We start from the raw sequence: 18,015 nt of genomic DNA on the forward strand, positions 1-18,015 counted from the left end.
CTTCACTTTATTAATTTTAATATTCTGAATTCAATCTGTGAAATAGATTATAATAAAGGTAGCTTCTTAAGGCAATAGTTTTTGTATCCTTTTCCCGTACATACAAATTATTGCAATATTAGACAGGGAAACGATAATAAGCCAAGAATATGTTATGTAGAAAGAAAAAGGAAAAGAGGGAACAAGATGTGGAAAACTACAGATCTATGTGATGAGTTTGAAAAGGAATTACAAATATGTCGCCAGTCTTTTCGGTCTTTTGGGAAGAAAGAACAATTCCACGGGAAAATTGCAACTGTAAAAGTGAAAGATGATAATGTACTAGTGAAGGAAGGATTGCAAACATTACCAGAAGGAACAGTATTAGTTGTTGATGGCGGAGCGTCTAGGAATTGTGCATTACTTGGTGATAATTTGGCAGCTATTGCGGAAGAAAGAAAGCTAGCAGGAATTATTGTGAATGGGTATGTTCGTGATTCTAGTGAACTAAAGAATATTAATATTGGTATTTTAGCGTTAGGGACAATGCCAAATAGAAGTGTGAAAGAAGGAAAAGGAGAACGAAATATTTCATTGCATTTTGGACAAGTGGATTGGAATCCAAATGAATATGTTTATGCGGATGAAGATGGCGTCATTATTAGTGAAAAGAGTTTACATAGTTAAGAGTTAATAAGTTATTATTCTTAGAAAATAAATCCGATAAAGCATGGACAAAATTCTTTGTCAATAGTAAAATAATACAGAAATTTAAAATTTACAGAATGTATAGGTTTATCGTTTTACGATAACTTAAATGGAAGTAAGTTGTGCCAAGAAAAGTGAATGTTATCACAATGATACGTTCATAAACAAAATTATTTTTTCCTATACAAATATAGCCGCGAATAATGCGGGTAGGAGGTGTTGTACATTTTTGTTCGACACTTACAAAAAGAGAGTGTCAATCGCACGCCCTTGAAGGGCCTTTTTTTGTGTAAATGGTAGTAAGGGAGGAAATTTTGGGATGGCAATGTTGAAAAAGTGGCTGCTTACGTCGTTAATGGCAGTGACACTTGTATTTGTTTCTTTTGCGAATACAGTACATATTACGTTTGCTGAAGAAAATACAGCAAAACTTGCAATTATTGGGGAATCACAAAAAGGCATTATGTTATGTCCGAAAGAAGAGCAAATTAAAGATGGGGAAACAGCTTTAAGTTTGCTGCAAAAGGTCATGGGGGACAAGGTAGAATCTGAAACGATGTCGTTTGGAACATATGTAAAAGGCATCGATGGTTTAATGGCCGGGGCTACAAGTGCTTGGCTGTATGATGTAAATGATAAGTCTGCAGAAGTCGGAGCAGATAGTTATAAATTAAAATCTGGAGATGTTGTTGTCTTTCGCTTTGTTTCAGACTGGAGCAATATAAGCCAGGAAACATTGAAAGAAACGTTAGATAAGTTCGGGACGTGTAAACCAGAAGAACCTAACGGTGGCAAACCAGAAGAACCAAAACCAGAAGGTCAAGACGGTAAAACACCAGATGGGAAAAATCAAGGTGACCAAGACGGTAAAACGCCAGATGGGAAAAACCAAGGTAATCAAGACGGTGAAAAACCAGATGGGAAAAACCAAGGTGATCAAGACGGTGAAAAACCAGATGGGAAAAACCAAGGTGACCAAGACGGTGAAAAACCAGATGGGAAAAACCAAGGTGACCAAGACGGTGAAAAACCAAATGGGGAAAAACCAGAACAACCACAGCAAGAGAACATTCAAGTTCCAAGTGCACAATTAAATGAAGCCATTTCTAAAACATCAGACAAGATGTTACAAGATGGAATTGAAAGTGATTGGGTAGCTGTAGCGCTTTCTCGTTCTGGAAAGAATGTGCCAATTGAGGCAAAATTAAATTATGTTAAGTCAGTAACTGAAAAAGTAGAAAAGCGCATTAATCGTTTTTCAGCGACAGATTTAGCTAGAACAATTATTATGATGAATGCAATGAGTGCAGACCCTAAAAATGTAGGTGGACATAATTTAGTTCAAAAATTGTATGAGTCAGATAAAGTGAATTCTGTTACAGGTTATGCATTTGCTTTACTTGCATTTGATACGAAGAAGTATGAGATTCCAGTTGAATCAAAATGGAACAGAGTTGCTCTAGTGGAAGCACTGTTAAATAATCAGCATACAGACGGTGGATGGACTTATAATAGTTCAGGTAGTAAAGATAGTGCTAGTAGCGTTGATGTAACAGGTATGGTTTTATCAGCATTAGCTCCTTATCAAGAGCGATCAGATGTGAAACCAGCTATACAAAAAGCTGTTGCGTATTTATATAACGAACAGCTGCAAAATGGCGGTTTTTCAGCTGATGGACAAGAAAATTCAAATAGTACTGCGCAAGCAATTATTGGATTATCGCTTGTTAAAGATGTAGATCAAAATCGTCTTCATAAGGCAATGCAAAACCTATTATCATATCAACTTTCAAATGGTGAATTTAAATGGTTACCAAGTGATCAAAATGGTAACGGAATGGCTACAGAACAGGCTCTTTTAGCATTACTTCAATTTAAGGAAATGGGGAAATCTATTTATGATTGGTCTAATGTAGACGCTGGTAATGTAATTAAGCCAAAACCGATTGAAGAGCCAGAAAAGGTCGTTGAACCAGAAAATAATGTAGTAGAAAAAGAAGTTACTGAAGAACCGAAAGAACAAGACCAATTACAACAAGAAACAAAAGATGAAAATCTAAAAGTAGTTGTAGATAACGAACCGGTTAAGAATAAAAAAATCGGAAACGGTAACAGTCTACCAAAAACAGGAGCATCTTCTCATAGTGCAGCAACAGAAGTAGGTATGGGTGTATTATGTATTGCTTCTGCATATGTATTATGGAGACGTAAAGCAGCTTAACAAAAAATTAGGAGCAATTATTTGCTCCTAATTTTCGTATGAAAGGTGAGAGATAGGATGAGTAAGGTGAAATGGTTCATTTCTTTACTGCTTTCGCTCGGGCTACTTGCCGGATGTGAAGAGACAGCTGTAAAGCCTGAGAAGAAGGTAGAACCGAAGCAAGAAGAGGTAGCGAAACAAGAAGAACAAAAAGATGAAGCGAAGCCGGAAGAAAAAACAGAAGAAAAGCAAGCTGAATCAGAGCAAAAGCAGCAAGAAGAGCAGAAAGAGAAACAAGAACAAAAAGTAGAAGAGAAGCCGAAAGAGGAAAAGCCGCAGGCACAACCAGAGGTAAAGAAAGAAGAGAAACAACAGGAACAACAGGAACAACCGAAAGAACAGCCAGCTGTAAATAAGCAACCAGAGCAGCAACAAGCACAAGAAGAGAAACAACAACCGAAAGCACCAGAAGTAAAAGAAGAAGCAAAGGTTGTGAATCAGCCGAAAGAAACACCGAAGCAGGAGCAAAAAGTTGATCCGAATAAAGGTGGAAAAGACGTAACTCTTCCAGCACCACCGAAACCAGTACCACCTAATCCACCAGCACCACCGAAACCGCAAGCAAAACAAGTAACAATCTCGGTAAAAGGAAATAACGGATATATAATGGGTGCGAAAAAGATGGATATACAAGATGGCGATACTGTGTATAAAGTATTACAACGTACAGGATTAGATGTTGATGCAAGCGGATCTAGAGATAGTATTTATGTAAAAGGTATTAATGATTTATATGAAAAAGATATTGCGGATACTAGTGGATGGAAATATCGTGTGAACGGTGCTTTTCCAAACCATAGTGCTGGTGTAGCTACGGTAAAACCAGGAGATACAATTGAGTGGGTATACGTATTACAATAAGAAAGGCATTCGGTAAAGGGCTATGAAAATAAGTTTTTCTTCTTTACATCCTTTTGTGAATTTTTTCTATTATATCGGGGTGATGATACTATGTACGATGTGTCTTCATCCTCTTTTTTTAATTGGAGCAATAGTATTAATTATTATGTTAAATGTGATGCAAGGAAATAGCGAAAAGATAAGAAAGATGCTACCGAGCACAATTGTTTTCTTCTTTATGGTAATTTTATTTAATTCGTTATTAACGCATAGAGGTCGAACTACGTTATTTTGGTTAGGTGATAGCCGTATTAAGCTTGAGGCGATTATGTTTGGAATAGTAATGGGGTTATTACTAGTTGCAGTTATGTTTACGTTTGCGTCATACAATGATATTATTTCCAGTCATAAATTTTTATATTTGTTTTCAAGAATTTCACCGAAAGTTGCATTGTTAACGATGATTACAGTGAGATTTGTTCCTTTGTTTATGAGGCGATTAAAGAAAATCACACTCGTTCAAAAGACGAAAGGTGTGCAGGTAGATTCAGGTTCGATAATTGAACGCGTCAAAAATGGTATGCAATTGCTGCAAGTATTATTAATTTGTTCATTAGAAGATGCACTGCAAACGGCAGATTCTATGCAAGCTCGTGGATTTGGTGTAACGAAGCGTACGACGTATATTCGCTATAGAATGGAAAGGCGCGATTGGTATACGCTCAGTTATTTAATCATTTTATTTATAGCTGCTATTATATGTAGTAATTATGGCGGGGGGAAATTGATTATTTATCCGAAAGTCGAATCGATTCTATTTCAGCAATACGATGGGATGATGTTTGTCGTATTAACGATGTTTATTAGTTTACCAATCATAATGGAAGGGAGAGAATGGATATGGTGGCGCATGCAGAAATAAACAATTTATCATTTGTATATGCTGATGAAAATGAAAAAGCGTTACAGCATATTTCTCTTTCTGTTCAAAAAGGTGAGTTTATTGCACTTGCTGGAGGATCGGGATCTGGGAAGACGACTTTATTAAAACATTTTAAAAAGGAGTTACTTCCAATTGGTACGCGTTCTGGAGAGATATTTTATGAGGGTGTTTTAATAGAGGAAGTAGCTGATTTGTTATCTGCCCAAGAAATTGGGATGGTATTTCAAAACCCAGAAAATCAGATCGTTATGGATACAGTGATTCAAGAATTAGCATTTTCTTTAGAAAATATCGGATTACCATCACATATTATTCAAAAAAGAATAGCAGAGCTTATTAGCTTTTTAGGATTTCAAGATTTATTGCATCAATCTGTTCACACGTTATCTGGTGGGCAAAAGCAACTTGTTAATTTAGCTGCGGTATTAGTTATGCAGCCGAAATTGCTATTATTAGATGAACCGACAGCGCAGTTAGATCCAATCGCTGCAAAAGAGTTTTTAGGATTATTAAAACGGATTAATGAAGAACTTGGAATTACGATTATTTTAAGTGAACATCGTTTAGATGAAGTTATCCCGCTTGCAACACGCGTTGTTTGTATGGATAATGGCCGTATTATGTATGATGGTAGTCCTAAAATTGTTATTACGGATATGTGGGGAGTAGAATCATTCCGTCCATTTATTCCGCAAATTCCAAGGCTATTTTTAGAGTGGAATGTGAGAGATATTCCGTTTACAGTGCGAGAGGCGCAAATGAAAATGAATGATTTTGCAGCGATATCATATGTAAATGAGCCAATAGCACAAAGTGAAAAGCAAGAGGTAATTTTAAGCGCAGAGCATATTTCGTTCCAATATGAAAAAAATAGTCCGCTTATTTTACATGATTTATCAGTTTCGATTGAAAAAGGAAAATGGGTAGCGCTCGTTGGGAAGAACGGTACAGGTAAGTCTACACTGTTAACGATTTTAGCAGGATTACAAAAAGCGAGAAGAGGGAAAGTAAAGTGGAACGGAAAAGTGATACATAAAATTGATTCGAAAGAACGATTTAAAAGTATTGGGTATGTATCGCAGCATCCGTATTATCATTTTACATTTGATACAGTATGGGATGAGGTTTATGAACGTGCACGTGAATTATACGGAGAACAAGGAAAAGAAATAGCAGAAGATACGCTAAAACAGTTTTGGTTGTACTCGCTTAAAGAACGCCATCCGCACGACTGTAGCGGAGGAGAGCAACAATTACTTGCGCTATGTACAACGTTATTATCAAAGCCAACGCTATTATTACTGGATGAACCGACAAAGGGGTTAGATCCATGGAAGAAAGAAAGAGTAGGAGAACTATTTAGGGAGCTGCAAAAAGAAGGAACAACAATTGTAATGGCGACGCATGACATTGAATTTGCAGCGAAATACGTTGATCAATGTATGATGTTATTTGACGGAACAGTCATTATGAATGATGCACCGAAAGAATTTTTTAGCGGGAACTTCTTTTATACAACATCTATTAATCGATTCATTCGAAAAGAATTGCCATATGCATTAACGTGGGAGGATGTGTACGAAGCGTGTCCAAACGATATGTTGCATTCATAATATGTATCTTTGCAGTAATAATCGGCACATTACTTCTTACGACACTTGTCATGGACGGTTATTACATGTTAAGTAGTTTGTTTATATTAGCGGTTATTATGTTACCTTTCTATATCCGTTTTGAAAGAAAGGCGTTTGTTTCACGTGAAATTGTTCTCGTTGCTGTATTAGCGGCAATTGCAGCAGTAAGCCGGGTGCCATTTTCTATTTTACCAAGTGTACAACCAACTTCTTTTGTCATTATCGTTTCTGCAATTGTATTTGGTAGTGAAACTGGTTTTATGATTGGTGCTACAGCAGCAATTGTATCTAATATTTTTTTAGGACAAGGTCCATGGACACCGTGGCAAATGTTTTCGTGGGGTATGATTGGTTTTATAGCAGGTTTACTTCGTAATACATTTTTTATGAAAAAGCTATGGGGAAGACTTCTTTACGGAGTAATTGTTGGCTTTTTATTTGGCTGGATTATGAATTTCTGGGGCCTTCTCGGTTTTATACGAGAAGCAACGTGGGAAACTGTCATTTCGTATTATATTGCAAGTTTTTACTTTGATTTGAGCCATGCGATTTCGAATGTTATTTTCTTATTACTATTTAGTACTTCATGGATTACGATTCTTACAAGATTTAAAAAGAAATACGGTATATTAGATGAGCATAACGTGACATAGAAAAGCATACTCATATAAGGTAGGGTCGCGACTTACATATTCGTTTGCCTCTTTCATGCTTCTTACATATTGTAAGGAGCATTTTTTTGTCAAAAAATCGATTTAATATACATCCGTTATTATATAAAATTATTTGTATAATGGTAGGTGAGAACTTTTTTCAAAAGTGAGGTGTATAGTTAATGAAGTTAGTTATTCCGAAGCAACATGGTGCATGGGCTATGCTTGTTATTCCTTTTTTATTAAGTGTCATACTTGGGAAACCTACTATTTATCATATTCCATTGTTTTTAGCGTGGTTTTTTATCTATTTAGCCACGTATCCATTTCTTACGTACATAAAGCAAAGACGAAAAAAAGAGTTTTTACAAGCTGCCATTGTTTATTTCAGCATTGCGTTCCTATTTGGGATGATTTCTTTATTATATGAGTGGCGAATTCTTTTATTCGTAATAGTAATGATTCCATTATTTATAGTGAATATGTATTACGCTCGTCAAAAAAATGAAAGAGCACTATTAAATGATATTTGTGCGATTATTGTGTTTTGTATCGGTGGATTAATTAGTTATTCCTTTTCAATGAAGCAAATCGATCATACAGCTATATTCATTGCACTTATTTCATTTTTATACTTTTTAGGTAGTACGTTCTATGTGAAAACGATGATTCGTGAAAAAAATAACCCGAAGTATCGTCTTATATCTTGGGGATATCATACCGTATTAATAATAATCATATTTGTGATTAATCCGTGGTGTTCTCTTATTTTTATACCAAGTGCCATTCGAGCAATTGTGTTGTATGGCAAAAAAATTTCTATTATAAAAGTAGGAATTTTAGAAATTGCTAATTCTGTATATTTTTTAATCATAACGGCAATAATTATGAAGTATGCCATTTGAAAAAACTTCCCATCAATTGATGGGAAGTTTTTAATCTTTTTCTAAAATGTGAACGGTGTACTCGCAACGTTGAATAGCTTGTTCAACAGCATAAAGTGATTGTTCAATACGAGCGCGATTAAAATCTTTTTCAACTGTTTCGAGCGCTTCTTCTAAACAATTTTTAGCTTCTTGTAATGATTGAAAAGAATCTTGTACATATCCGCGAGCATTTTGATGCATTTCATAATCCTCCTTGCGTGTTCGTATATGGGTAGTATGAACAGTAAGGAAGAAAATATAATTTGTTATATTTATTTGACAATTAAAGTGGAATTACGTATAGTAAGAATTAAGTGAATATTTTCTTATCCAGAGAGGTGGAGGGACTGGCCCGATGAAACCCAGCAACCGCGATGCAGGTGCTAATTCCAGCAGAACATATTTGTTCTGGGAGATAAGACGAAGATATATACGTAACTTCTTCTTATCGGAGAGGTTTTTTTATTGCAAAAAAACCGATTACGAAAATTTATATTAAGAAGAAAGGGGTTGCGCATTACTGTGACACTCGAAAAATACGTAAAACTGCGTAGTACAGTTTATGAATATATGATAGAGCAAGATAAGCCGATATCATTGTTAGATATTCAAGAACATATCGTTTCGCATCATGAAGGAAAATTCACGAAAAAGATGTTGCATCAATTTTATTTATCAAGATTATTAGACGAACTAAAACTGGATGGGAAAATTACATTAGCTGATGAATATCTCTATGCTGAAAAAGGGGTATTGTATAAGGCGAGAAAAGGGAGCTAAGCTCTCTTTTTTTCTTAAAATAACGGAGTATGTAGAGTAAAAGACTGCTAAAGCAGCCTGATACAGGGAATGGTGTTGAGTGTGTAGTGTCAAAAATTGAATGTGCCTGAAAGAGGCAATTCATATCGGCTGCAAATGAAAAGAGACACCTTCGCCGAATAGGTGTCAGTCGTTTTGTCATATAGACTTGCTATTTGACAGTTATTAGAATAACATACAGGATTTTTGAAGTCAAAAGGGAATTAAAGGAAGGGGTACAATTATGTACGCTTACTTATTAAAAGATATAACGAAATGGATCCCAAAGTACATTGTAGATAAGGGATATGAATATTATGAAGATGGACATGTAGAAGATGTTGAAATACATGATAAAAAAGTGTTTGCTTTCGTTACTGGAAATGCAGGAAATTATGAAGTAGTTATCGATCTCGAAGATTTTTCAGAAAGTAGCTGCGAATGTCCATATGAGAATCTTTGTAAGCATATGGCGGCAGTTGTTTATGATATTCAAGGTGCTGGTGAGAGTGCAGTTAAAGAGAAACTGAAAGATTTAGAAAAAGAAGAATTACTTATATTATTGAATCGATTATTGCAAAGTTCGAAAAACGTACAAATTGTAGAGAAGTTATTAAAGAAGGGGAAACTTTAACGTATAGAGGGAGTTGTTATGTAGTGAACGTACTAATTGTATACGCTCATCCTAATCCTTCAAGTTTTAACGCGGCGATTTTAAATCATGTGCAAAAAGGACTACAGGAAACAAATCATTCAGTTACGCTGCTTGATTTATACAAAGAACAATTTGATCCAGTCCTCGTATTTAATGAAGAGAAGAAAAGGCTCGTACATTATGAATGAAGTCGACCGTATTATAAACTGTATTCAGTATGACGGCGAACTTTTTCGGAAGTATGTTACGCGTTTACTTCAATTGAAAAAATGTAGCGAAACATTTCAGCAAATTCAAATAGAGTTAAGAAATGACTACTTGATAAGAGGAATTTGTGAAAGAGAAGTAGATGAGGTAGTACAGGGAAGTAAAGAATATGAAATGCATTTTCTTCCTAAAGTATTACAGTGGAATTTTTTGAGGGAAAATCCACATTTAATTGAAAAAGTGTGTGAAGATTTTTTTGCATTTGAGTCATTACATCTTACGGAGGTAGAGTGGAAGAAGATTATAAATTGCATGGGAAATAAGTGATTTATTATGTAAAAAAGCTAGTATAAAACTAGCTTTTTGTTTAAATAAATAAGAAACATAGACTAATGATAAAACCCGCATATAGTAAGTTCACAACACAAAATCCCATAATGTCACGAGCACCTAAACCAGCTATCGCTAATGCTGGTAATGCCCAGAAAGGTTGAATTAAATTCGTCCAAGCATCGCCCCATGCAATTGCCATTGCTGTTTTTGCAGCAGGTACACCAAGTTCAGCGCCAGCTGGAATCATAATTGGTGCTTGCACAGCCCATTGACCGCCGCCAGATGGAACGAAAATGTTAACAATGCCAGCACTTAAAAATGTAAAGAGCGGAAAAGTCGTTTCATTTGAAATGCTAATAAAGAAATTAGAAATAGCTCCTCCAAGTGAAAGTCCTTCACTATTTGCTCCAATCATCATGCCCATAATTCCTGCGTAAAACGGAAATTGAAGTAAAATGCCAGAAGCACTTTTCGTAGAGTCTGAAAAAGCGCGAATATACTGAATCGGAGTACGGTGGAAAATAAGACCTGCAATTAATAACATGAAAATCACGATATCGAGAGTAAGGTTAAAACCTTTCGTATAAAAGTAATTGAAAATATAAATGAGACCTAACAATCCAACGCAAAGTGTAATAATAATGCTATTTTCCATCTTTTCAGCGAATGTATTTTTTTCTACTTCTTGAGCAGCGGCTTCTTCATGGAACACGCTAGGATCTACAGTGATCGTATGTTTTTCATCTGGATGCATCGCCTTATTAATGAGAGGCATCGTAATGAGAAAAATAATAACTGGAACGAGAGCGTATGGTGAGAATAACGTTTCTGTTATTGGAATCGCCTCTTTAATACTTCCAGCAGTCGTTTTAATTAACGTTTCACCGCCTGTTGCTAACGTAAGAGGGATAGAGGCAGAAAGACCCGCATGCCAAATGAGAAATCCAGAGTAAGAAGAGGCGATTGCTAGTCTATAATCTAATCCGTCCAGCTGCCTTGCCACTTCTTTTGCGTATAAAACAGATACAACAATTCCAAAGCCCCAGTTTATGTATGCACCAAGTAAACTTACAATTGAAATGGCAATAATGCCTTGTCCAGTCGTTTTTGGTAGTCTGGCAGCTTTCGTTAATCCCTTTTTAATAAGAGGAGCATTTGCTAAAGCAGATCCAGTCACGAGTACAAGTGCCATTTGCATAGAAAAGGCGAGGAGTCCCCAAATTCCATTACCCCAGTGATTAATCATTTCTACAGGGGTTTGGTGAGTCGCAAACATACCAAAGAAGATAACAAAAACAGTTAGTAAACATGATAAAATAAACGGTTCTGGCAAGAAGCGTTGCACCAAGGCGACGCAACCATTTGTAAAGGAACGAAACAAAATAGATCACCCTCCTTATGTATATGTATTACAATTATTCGAGGTTGTTTAGGAGATAACCTCTAATATAAAGAAAATTCAGATATTTATAGGGTGATAATTTATTGATAGGTTGATATAGAGCCTTGTATCAGATTCTGCTTTTAATATACTAGAAGAAAACGGTTGGAAATGGGGTAGCACTTATAGGGATAGTATAGAGAAAGGTTACTAGCTGGCTTCAAAGCAACTGTTGCAAAATGGTCAAAAAATAAAGTTCATCATCCCGGAAGAAACTTTATTTTCATCTATAGAAGAAATTTTCGACCAATATGAACAGACAATCTTTGTAAGGGAAGTGTTTTAATACATTCTCCAAAAGGTGTGGATGTATAAGTTAACGCTCAATTAAAATTGTAAACTGCTTATAAAATTTTCGATAGGTGTATTTTAGGTAATTGTTTTTTCAATCTTTTCTAATAACGAAAAGATAATTGGTATAGTAGTGTAAATAATGTACTGTAATGAAAAAGCTTCCACTACTGTGGAAGCTTTTCTAAATGATGTGCAATATCAATATACATATTTGAGTAAACCGAATGTATTTCATTACTTGGCGTTGCATTAGAAGAGAAATGAACGATTACCATATTTGTTTTCGGATCGATGTAAAGTGTTTGTCCGTAACTACCTAACACTTCGAAAGCACCTTGTTCATTGTGCGGAATCCACCATTGATTATGATAAGAAATGGAAGCTCCAGGGCCAATTGCAAGTTCACCTTCTTGGACATTTTTTACACTTCCTGTAATAGAAGAAGGGAGAATTTGTTTTCCGTTATATTCCCCATTGTTTAATAGTAATTGCCCGAATCTCGCCATATCTCTAGCAGTTGCATTTAATCCAGCACTAGCTTGTTCTACTTTTGTTTCATCTGTAACGTAATACGCGTTTTCTTCCATACCAATTTGAGACCAAATTCGTTCGTTTACATTTTCAGCTAGTGATTTACCAGTAATAGTTCTAATAATCCAAGCGAGCGTTTCTGTTGATCCGTTATTGTAAGAAAAGGAAGAACCAGGCGGTGCAGTTTCTTCGGCTTCTCGTAACATATCATAAATTTTCATCGGACCGTCGTAATTTTTGCCGCGGGGTAAAATATTGCTAGCTAAATATAATTGTGCATCTTGATTTTCTAGCCCAGGCTGCTCATATCCATGAGTAGGATATTCAGCTGACACTTGCATGTCCATTAATTGCTGAAGTGTGGCATTACCGAACGGTGTGTTTTTTAATTCTTTTATGTAAGTGTCAGCTGTTTTTTCTAAGTCAATACGTTTTTCTTCAGCGAGAGATTGTATAATCGCCCCGGTAAAGACTTTTGCTAATGATGCCATACCATGAGGTTCATTCTGTTTATACCCATTGAAATATCGTTCGTAAACAAGTTGTCCATTATGTACAACGACAAAAGCATCTGTTTTGTTATCGTCTAAAAGTTTTTTTAGAGGAGTTGTATTTCCGAATCTACGCTCCACAGCAAAATCGTCTAAGTTTTGCAATGCGGAAGGGAAGTGAGCAATTTGGTCAGGATTGTTTTTTACGTTATTAACTAAAGTGAATTCTTTCATATGGGTATATGACCAACGTAAGTAAGGGTCATTTAACCAGTTTTCTTTTGTCACATTATGTTTTGATGGGGTCGTTTTATTTTGTTTGAAGTAAGTAAACCCAAGCCCTGTAATTACAAATATGAATGTTAGTATAAGTAAGAGTAGGGGAGATTTTTTTAGTTTCATATATGGCCCTCCTTTTTATTTCTACTATAAGTATACGCTCGTCTTGAAAGAAATACAAAATAAGGAAAGTAAACGGGGAAGTTTACTTTCCTTATTAACGTTAAGCGGAAATTTTTCCGTCTGTAGGTTGTTTCTTGAATTTTTGTTTTCGTCCGTGTAATCCATAATATAAAAGTAAAGTGAACGCAACGATAATAGCTGCGATAAAATACATATTATGATAACTGGATTTCGCTGCGACAATACCTAAAATGAAAGAACCAAAGCCAATACCACTATCAAAGAATGAGAAATACGTAGCTGTCGCAGAACCACGTCTATGGTTTGGAGCGGCAGAAATCGCAATCGTTTGGAAACTCGGAATTAATGTTCCGTAACCTAAACCGATTAGCATACCTGCGCCAAGGAACCAAAATGAAGTTTGTGCTTGGCTTAATATGAACATTCCGATTGTGAAAATAATGATAGCAGGGTAAACGAGTACATTTTCACCGAAGCGATCAAAAATCTTTCCTGTAAATGGACGAGAAATGACAACAACAAGTGCGTATAAAATAAAGAAGTAACTTGCAATTTCACTTAAACCGAGTTCTTTCGCATAAATAGGAATAAAGGATAAAATACCACTATAAGAAAAGGCTAAAACAAATCCTGTAAGTGCAATCGGAATAGAAGATGGTTCGATTAAGTCTTTCCATTTCATTTTTTCACGTTTTTGTTTGCTAACAGGTGCTTCGTGTGGAATATCTACAAGTAGTCCTAATAAAAATGCAAGTAATGAAAATACGGAACAAACGATAAATAACACAGTAAACGAAAAATGAGAAATAATTGTTAAACCTAAAAAAGGACCAATTACCATCGGCAGACTCATAAATACGCCGAAATATGCAAGTGCTTCGCCTCGTCGATGAGCTGGCGCAACATCAGTTACGATCGTACCAGTAGCTGTCGTTGCCATCCCGAACCCAATACCGTGTAAGAAGCGAAGGGCAAGTAATAAGAATAAACTTTGCGCACCGAAATACATAACAGTAGCGGCTAAAAATAATGAAAGTGAAATAAATAATATTTTCTTTCTTCCTAAATCATCGAGCCATTTTCCTGTGAATGGTCTACATAAAACAGAAGAAATAAGAAACACAGTTGCAACTAAACCAATTTCCTCAGGTTTTCCTTTTAGGCCGTCTATTACATAGACAGGCAGAGTAGTCATAAGCATGTAAAATGTTAAGAAGAGAAATAGACTACTAAAACAAGTTCCGAGGAAATCCTTCGTCCAAAGTTTCTCACTTTGCATCGTCATCCCTCCAATTTAATCTAAATTTTTAATAATTTGTTGTAAAACTTGAAATGCTTGATGTAAATCATCTTCATTAATACCTTCTAGTGTTTTTTCTTCGAAAGTATCAACTTCTTCTTGCCATATTGGAATCATCTTTATCGCTGTTTCGGATAAAGAAATGAGCTTCTCACGGCGATCTTTACCTTCTGTACGAATAATCCATCCCATCGTTTCCATACGTGTTAATGTACGAGTCATCGTTGGTGATTCAACATTTAAATACTGGCACAATTCTGTTTGCGTACAAGAACCAGTTTGATTAATGCGGAAAATAACAGCCCATTGCGCACTAAATAACCCTGTTGGAGATACACGTTCATTAAATTTCTTCGTAAACTTTCGAGAAGTCTGGCTGACGATGTGAAAAAAATGTTGTTTTTCGTCCATGTATTTTGATCCTTTCAAATTAGTTACCTAGCTAACTATATACTTTTTTATAATAATTGTCTAGTAATAGACATGTTGATTTATGTAAAAAATTCTTATAGGTTTTATGTTGCGAACGTACATTCTACGTGCTATTCTTTAATTAAGTAAAGAATTTTCTTTCTATTAAATAGAATGGGGGAACTTGTGATGATTAAGCCTGCAACAATGGAGTTTGTTTCACTATCGAACGGAGAAACGATTGCATATCAGGAAGTTGGAAGGCGAAATACAGATATTCTTGTACTCATTCACGGGAACATGACATCGTCACAACATTGGGATTTAGTTATTGAAAAGTTGCAAGATCAATACCATATTTACGCTCTTGATTTAAGAGGATTTGGACAATCAACGTATAATCAATCGATAGATTCATTACAAGACTTTGCAGAAGATGTAAAATTATTTATCGACGAGTTAAAGCTAGAGAAATTCTCATTAATGGGCTGGTCAATGGGCGGTGGCGTTGCGATGCAATTTACAGCGAATCACCCAACTTTTGTAGAAAAGTTAATTTTAGTAGAATCAGTAGGAATGAAAGGTTACCCAATCTTTAAAAAAGATACGAATGGGCAGCCGATTGTATCAAGTTTAGTAAAGACGAAAGAAGAAATTGCACAAGATCCAGTACAAATCGCTCCAGTATTAGACGCGATAAAAAATATGAACAAACTATATTACCGTACAGTATGGAATCTATTAATATATACGCATAACCAACCTGAACCGGACCGTTATGAAAAGTATTTAGATGATATGTTAACGCAACGTAATTTCGTAGATGTGAATTATGCGCTCATTACATTTAATATTTCAGATGAACATAATGGGGTTGTAGAGGGAAGTAAGCAAATTCATCGTATTAAAGCGCCAACACTCGTCATACAAGGCGATAGAGATTATGTCGTACCCCAAGTAGTCGGTGAGGAATTAGCGAAACATTTGCCAAATGCAGAGTTGAAGGTATTAGAAGATTGCGGACACTCGCCGTTTATTGATTGTTTAGATGTATTTATAAAACATGTAGAGAATTGGTTAGAACAGAAATAATCCCCGAAATGAAAGGTATTGCATATACTATAACATTGTAGGTAAAAGGGGAGATTATCAATGCATCAACCATTTTTCATCGCTTATTCGCCATATAATCATTACGCATATACAAAAATGATGATAAACCCGCTGTATATGCAAGTTTCGCCAGCTGTAGTTCCTTTACAAATGCAATATCCGCAGCCACCAATCGCTAACGCACAGCAATACTTATATGAAACTGCTTTTTATAAACATCCATACTTTAAGCAATTTCATAACAATGTGAAAGCGCAAGTTTGGGAAGGATAAGATAACAAGCTAAAAGGTTCATTCTTTTAGCTTGTTTTTTATTGTGAATATCCGTACACGCATTTGCAGAAACAGTTTATAATGAAAAGTGGAAGCGTGAGAAGGAGAGGGAAAGGGATGTCAATGCGTTTTACTTTTTGGATTATGGTTGGGATTGTAGCAATCTCAGGTTTATCACAAGGAATGCTCTTACCTGCCATTGCAATGATTTTTGAACAAGAAGGGGTTAGTTCAAGTATTAATGGTATTCATGCGACGGCATTGTACATTGGGATATTAGTCATTTCGCCGTTTCTTGAAAAACCGATGCAAAGGTTTGGAATGAAGCCGATTATTGTTATAGGTGGGTTTCTCGTTATTATTTCATTATTCTTTTTTACACAAACATTTTCGTTTTGGGTATGGTTTATCCTTAGATTTCTAGTTGGAGTCGGAGATCATATGCTTCATGTCGGAACACAAACGTGGATCACGACAACATCAGACCCAAGTAAAATAGGGAGACAAGTATCGATATACGGTGTATTCTTTGGAATTGGTTTTGCCGTTGGCCCGTATTTAGCAAGCACTGTGCAGTACGGTCTTGCAACGCCATTTATTATATCTACTATACTTTGTTTAATAGGTTGGCTTTTACTACTTCCAACAAAAAATGCATTCCCAGCGCAAGATGAAAGAGAAGCGAAGAGTGAATCATCATTTTCTCGTTATAAACAAGTTGTTGGATTAGGATGGATTGCACTGCTAGGACCACTTGCATATGGCGTACTTGAAGCAATGCTAAACAGTAACTTACCAGTATACGCACTTCGTAAAGGGTGGTCTGTTTCAGATGTATCCTTCTTATTACCAGCATTTGCAGTTGGGGGTATTATTACACAAATTCCGCTCGGTATATTGAGTGATAAATACGGAAGGGACCGTATATTAACGTGGACGTTTAGCATAAGTACGAGCATTTTTCTACTTGCCGCCGTATTTGATCAATATTACTGGATCGTCTTTGCCTGCATGCTTTTAGCGGGTATGGTTATTGGATCGTGCTTCTCTTTAGGGCTTGGATTTATGACTGATTTATTACCGAGACATTTACTACCGGCAGGTAATATATTATCCGGAATCGCTTTTAGTTTAGGAAGTATTATGGGACCTGTATTAGGCGGCGTATTTATAGAAAAAATACAGTATACAAGCTTTTTTATTGCGGTTATGATTATAATGGGAATTCTCGCAATGTTATATATGGTCTACATGAAAAATCAATTTGCATCAAGAAAAATAGAAAGTAGGTTAGGGCATGACAAAACAACCTAATAAAAAGAAATTTGAAGTACTTGAAAATGAAACAATTACAGACTGCTTAGCACGTATGGAACAAGAAGGCTACGCTCCGTCTCGTCGTATGGAAGAGCCAATCTTTCATGAAGTAAAAAAAGACGGCAAAACAGTAGTTGAACCGTGCGGTAGGAAGATTGTTTTTGAAGGGAAATTGAAGTAATCCAATAACAAATTCTCTTTATAGTATAGAGCCATCCAATAGTTGGGTGGCTTGTTTTTTTATTAATCAATGCAGGAATTGAATAGAATGAATCTCTCGTTCATTTCTCCTAATGGGCTTCTTTATATGGGACAAAAGATTGCTACTTTTTTCGTATATTGGTAAAATAAGTTCTTGGGTCTTACTTATTGTTATCGGTATAATGTTTGTCGCTTGAATGAAAGAAATTAGTTGCAAAAATTTCGCACTATGTAAAGGGGTACAGCAACGATCCCTTTTTTGGAGGCACCTTAAACATAAAGCG

Annotated in this window: 19 protein-coding genes, 1 pseudogene and 1 riboswitch; of the genes and pseudogenes, 15 read left to right on the forward strand and 5 right to left on the reverse strand. The window is 35.8% G+C overall.

Going from position 1 to position 18,015, the window contains the following annotated elements; translation table 11 throughout:
* The first annotated feature begins 186 nt into the window (after window positions 1-186).
* The 7 genes from rraA (at window position 187) to ACTFR8_RS16170 (ending at window position 7,922) form a co-directional block, all read left to right on the forward strand.
* Entirely contained in the window at window positions 187-666 is a 480-nt protein-coding gene (rraA, locus tag ACTFR8_RS16140) for a ribonuclease E activity regulator RraA (protein ID WP_000266033.1), read from the forward strand.
* A gap of 340 nt (window positions 667-1,006) precedes the next feature.
* Window positions 1,007-2,908 (forward strand): DUF4430 domain-containing protein, encoded by a 1,902-nt coding sequence (locus tag ACTFR8_RS16145; RefSeq protein ID WP_252209638.1) that lies wholly within the window; start codon window positions 1,007-1,009, stop codon window positions 2,906-2,908.
* 57 nt (window positions 2,909-2,965) lie between these two features.
* Window positions 2,966-3,808: a DUF4430 domain-containing protein gene (locus tag ACTFR8_RS16150; protein ID WP_044584696.1), complete on the forward strand. Its 843-nt coding sequence runs from the start codon at window positions 2,966-2,968 to the stop codon at window positions 3,806-3,808.
* 22 nt (window positions 3,809-3,830) lie between these two features.
* Window positions 3,831-4,709, forward strand: a complete 879-nt coding sequence (locus ACTFR8_RS16155) for an energy-coupling factor transporter transmembrane component T (RefSeq protein WP_044584695.1) — start codon at window positions 3,831-3,833, stop codon at window positions 4,707-4,709.
* Window positions 4,682-6,343: an ABC transporter ATP-binding protein gene (locus ACTFR8_RS16160; RefSeq protein ID WP_044584694.1), complete on the forward strand. Its 1,662-nt coding sequence runs from the start codon at window positions 4,682-4,684 to the stop codon at window positions 6,341-6,343. Before ACTFR8_RS16155 ends, ACTFR8_RS16160 begins: the two co-directional genes overlap by 28 nt.
* A complete protein-coding gene (locus ACTFR8_RS16165; protein WP_000044907.1) occupies window positions 6,316-7,017 on the forward strand; it encodes an ECF transporter S component in 702 nt (233 codons plus the stop codon). The genes ACTFR8_RS16160 and ACTFR8_RS16165 overlap by 28 nt, the downstream gene beginning before the upstream one ends.
* 182 nt (window positions 7,018-7,199) lie before the next feature.
* Window positions 7,200-7,922, forward strand: coding sequence for a YwiC-like family protein (locus tag ACTFR8_RS16170; protein WP_044584693.1), 723 nt, complete (start codon window positions 7,200-7,202; stop codon window positions 7,920-7,922).
* A 30-nt stretch (window positions 7,923-7,952) separates the two neighbouring features.
* Here the strand turns inward: ACTFR8_RS16170 and ACTFR8_RS16175 are convergent, their stop codons facing one another.
* On the reverse strand, window positions 7,953-8,144 hold the full coding sequence (locus tag ACTFR8_RS16175) for a hypothetical protein (RefSeq protein ID WP_000554032.1): 192 nt from the start codon (window positions 8,142-8,144) through the stop codon (window positions 7,953-7,955).
* 122 nt (window positions 8,145-8,266) lie between these two features.
* Window positions 8,267-8,365: riboswitch (SAM riboswitch) on the forward strand.
* A gap of 100 nt (window positions 8,366-8,465) precedes the next feature.
* Between ACTFR8_RS16175 and ACTFR8_RS16180 the strand changes: the two genes are divergently transcribed.
* The 4 genes and pseudogenes from ACTFR8_RS16180 to ACTFR8_RS16195 all read left to right on the forward strand — a co-directional run bounded on the left by ACTFR8_RS16180 (window position 8,466) and on the right by ACTFR8_RS16195 (window position 9,930).
* The gene (locus ACTFR8_RS16180; RefSeq protein WP_000171476.1) at window positions 8,466-8,723 is read left to right on the forward strand and encodes a hypothetical protein; all 258 of its coding nucleotides are present in this window, start codon (window positions 8,466-8,468) and stop codon (window positions 8,721-8,723) included.
* Window positions 8,724-8,985: 262 nt separating this feature from the next.
* Entirely contained in the window at window positions 8,986-9,375 is a 390-nt protein-coding gene (locus ACTFR8_RS16185) for an SWIM zinc finger family protein (RefSeq protein WP_044584692.1), read from the forward strand.
* A 23-nt stretch (window positions 9,376-9,398) separates the two neighbouring features.
* Window positions 9,399-9,566 (forward strand): annotated as a pseudogene (locus ACTFR8_RS16190) (NAD(P)H-dependent oxidoreductase); the annotation flags it as partial.
* Between the two features lie 10 nt (window positions 9,567-9,576).
* A complete protein-coding gene (locus tag ACTFR8_RS16195) occupies window positions 9,577-9,930 on the forward strand; it encodes a group-specific protein (RefSeq protein ID WP_142325789.1) in 354 nt (117 codons plus the stop codon).
* Between the two features lie 40 nt (window positions 9,931-9,970).
* Here ACTFR8_RS16195 and ACTFR8_RS16200 read toward each other — a convergent pair whose 3' ends face one another.
* The 4 genes from ACTFR8_RS16200 to ACTFR8_RS16215 form a co-directional block, all read right to left on the reverse strand.
* Window positions 9,971-11,317, reverse strand: coding sequence for a short-chain fatty acid transporter (locus tag ACTFR8_RS16200; RefSeq protein WP_000490030.1), 1,347 nt, complete (start codon window positions 11,315-11,317; stop codon window positions 9,971-9,973).
* A 518-nt stretch (window positions 11,318-11,835) separates the two neighbouring features.
* A complete protein-coding gene (locus ACTFR8_RS16205; RefSeq protein WP_098379142.1) occupies window positions 11,836-13,095 on the reverse strand; it encodes a serine hydrolase domain-containing protein in 1,260 nt (419 codons plus the stop codon).
* 100 nt (window positions 13,096-13,195) lie between these two features.
* On the reverse strand, window positions 13,196-14,395 hold the full coding sequence (locus ACTFR8_RS16210) for an MFS transporter (protein WP_001190318.1): 1,200 nt from the start codon (window positions 14,393-14,395) through the stop codon (window positions 13,196-13,198).
* A 15-nt stretch (window positions 14,396-14,410) separates the two neighbouring features.
* Entirely contained in the window at window positions 14,411-14,827 is a 417-nt protein-coding gene (locus ACTFR8_RS16215; protein WP_000343675.1) for a MarR family winged helix-turn-helix transcriptional regulator, read from the reverse strand.
* A 189-nt stretch (window positions 14,828-15,016) separates the two neighbouring features.
* On the opposite strand from ACTFR8_RS16215, the gene phaZ reads away from it, so the two are divergent.
* The 4 genes from phaZ to ACTFR8_RS16235 all read left to right on the forward strand — a co-directional run bounded on the left by phaZ (window position 15,017) and on the right by ACTFR8_RS16235 (window position 17,711).
* A complete protein-coding gene (gene phaZ / locus ACTFR8_RS16220) occupies window positions 15,017-15,919 on the forward strand; it encodes an intracellular short-chain-length polyhydroxyalkanoate depolymerase (RefSeq protein ID WP_000594881.1) in 903 nt (300 codons plus the stop codon).
* Between the two features lie 60 nt (window positions 15,920-15,979).
* Window positions 15,980-16,213, forward strand: a complete 234-nt coding sequence (locus ACTFR8_RS16225) for a hypothetical protein (RefSeq protein ID WP_000554161.1) — start codon at window positions 15,980-15,982, stop codon at window positions 16,211-16,213.
* 117 nt (window positions 16,214-16,330) lie between these two features.
* A complete protein-coding gene (locus ACTFR8_RS16230; protein WP_252209635.1) occupies window positions 16,331-17,527 on the forward strand; it encodes an MFS transporter in 1,197 nt (398 codons plus the stop codon).
* Window positions 17,511-17,711, forward strand: coding sequence for an NETI motif-containing protein (locus ACTFR8_RS16235; protein WP_000166303.1), 201 nt, complete (start codon window positions 17,511-17,513; stop codon window positions 17,709-17,711). The genes ACTFR8_RS16230 and ACTFR8_RS16235 overlap by 17 nt, the downstream gene beginning before the upstream one ends.
* The last annotated feature ends 304 nt before the right edge of the window (window positions 17,712-18,015 follow it).

It is taken from the genome of Bacillus cereus group sp. MYBK15-3, from assembly GCF_051916765.1.
GTDB lineage: Bacteria > Bacillota > Bacilli > Bacillales > Bacillaceae_G > Bacillus_A > Bacillus_A cereus.